General features: G+C 35.2%; 1 protein-coding gene. It reads right to left on the bottom strand.

The window, feature by feature from the left end; genetic code table 11:
- Positions 1 to 121: 121 nt before the first annotated feature.
- Positions 122 to 1,582, bottom strand: a complete 1,461-nt coding sequence (locus tag G4D61_RS17770) for an IS1182 family transposase (RefSeq protein ID WP_035356370.1) — start codon at positions 1,580 to 1,582, stop codon at positions 122 to 124.
- Between the last annotated feature and the right edge of the window lie 115 nt (positions 1,583 to 1,697).

Raw genomic sequence — 1,697 nt, 5'->3', positions numbered from 1 at the left:
GAGGCCACTGAAAATCTTACGTTTTTATATAAATTGATTTAGCAAAGGCAGAAAAAAGGCAGTTTGTTGTTCTAGTTCAGACAACAAACTGCCTTTTTTCTTGTTATCTTATCCTTATTTTTTATTCCTTCTCCTGAAGGAGCTTCAGAATCCGCTTAATGTTGACTGCGAATATCGCTGTTGCCCCTTGTATCTCCATACCAAATAGACCCGCAGATGACGCTATATCATACCCGTGTCTGTGTTTCAATTCACTATTTTTTGCTTCAATTTTATAGCGAGTTTTTGCTAGTTCTTTAAATGTATCCGTATTTTGGAACTCCTCTTGTTCGCGATGTTCCGTTGATTTGATGGTTACTGAGTAGCTCTTACTTTTCGCCCCATCTTTGTAACATCCCTCACGAAAAGGACAAATTTGGCATTTATTTATGTCGAAAAAGTACTTAATTCTTGGGTTTTTATCTTGACCTTTTCTTTCTTCAAATTTTTTTCGAATCGCCATATGCCCGGCCTTACATACATACATTCCTGCATCTTTATTAAATTCAAACTCATCTTCTTTTGCACGTGTACCATGTGTAATATGAGGATGCAATTTAGAAACAAGTGTTAGTTGATGCTCTTTTGTATACAGAATATTATTTTTCTCAGAGTAGGCCATATCCCCGATAACTGTATCAATTTCCATTCCAGCTTCTTGGCTTTTTTTAATTAACCCCTGCATGTATTTTCCATCACTTTTTTCGCCAGTTGACACAACAGCTGCGGTTATAATTCTTTCATCGCTCATTGCGATATGTGTTTTGTAGCCAAAAAAGGAGGAGTCTTCTGTTTTATGTCCTACACGTGCATCCGGATCAGCTGAAAAATTAAGGTCCTCTGTATAATCTTCTACTACTTCTTTTAGTACATTTAATTTTTCCTTAACGGCTGGTATTGACGCGATTTGAGGTTGAGATTCTACAATAGTAATAACTTCACGGCAATAATTCAGTTCATCTTTAACTTCGTTAGAAGTTGTTTTTGGTGGAAACTTTTCTTTCATAGATTCATCGACTTGATATACAGCTTTCCTAACATTTTTTGATTTCTCTTGTAAAAATTCTTTCGGTGCTTTTTGGTTATAACGCGCTTTTGTATGGGTGGCATCTATGATAATTGTTTTACTTTTAATGATTTCTTTTTCAAGCGCAATCTCAACTGTTTTCCCAATGAGCATATCTAATAAACCCACATCTTGAAGACGGAGCTTTCGAAATTTCGTAAGAGAGCTCGGGTCAATTACTGCATCCTCCGGTGCCATGTCGAGAAAGAATTTAAATGACATATCGTATTTTGAACGTTCTACGACATCAACATCTGACAAGTCAAAAATTGATTTTAGCAATAGATATTTAAACATACGAATGGGAGAAACTGCATTGCGACCGTTATCAAGGCAATATTTCGTTTTTAGTTCCTCGTAGATGAATGCAAAATCAACTAGTTCATTAATTTGGCGAAGCATATTATCCTTCGGAATAACGAGGTCATAGATAGCTATATACGGGCTAAGATTAAGAGAGTCCTGATTGGAAATCATTTTTAAACCACCTAAATGAATTAATATCATTATTATAAGCTAAAAAGACAGTTAAAGGTTTAATTTATTCAACCTTTAACCGTCTAATAATTTAATGGACTTTTTCAGTGCCCTC

It is taken from the genome of Heyndrickxia ginsengihumi, from assembly GCF_011008565.1.
Lineage (GTDB): Bacteria > Bacillota > Bacilli > Bacillales > Bacillaceae_C > Weizmannia > Weizmannia ginsengihumi.
This window is presented reverse-complemented; position numbering and strand designations above follow the sequence as displayed.

Coding starts and splice junctions, on each gene's coding strand:
- G4D61_RS17770 (WP_035356370.1), bottom strand. CDS start 1,582: ATGATTTCCAATCAGGACTCTCTTAATCTTAGCCCGTATATAGCTATC.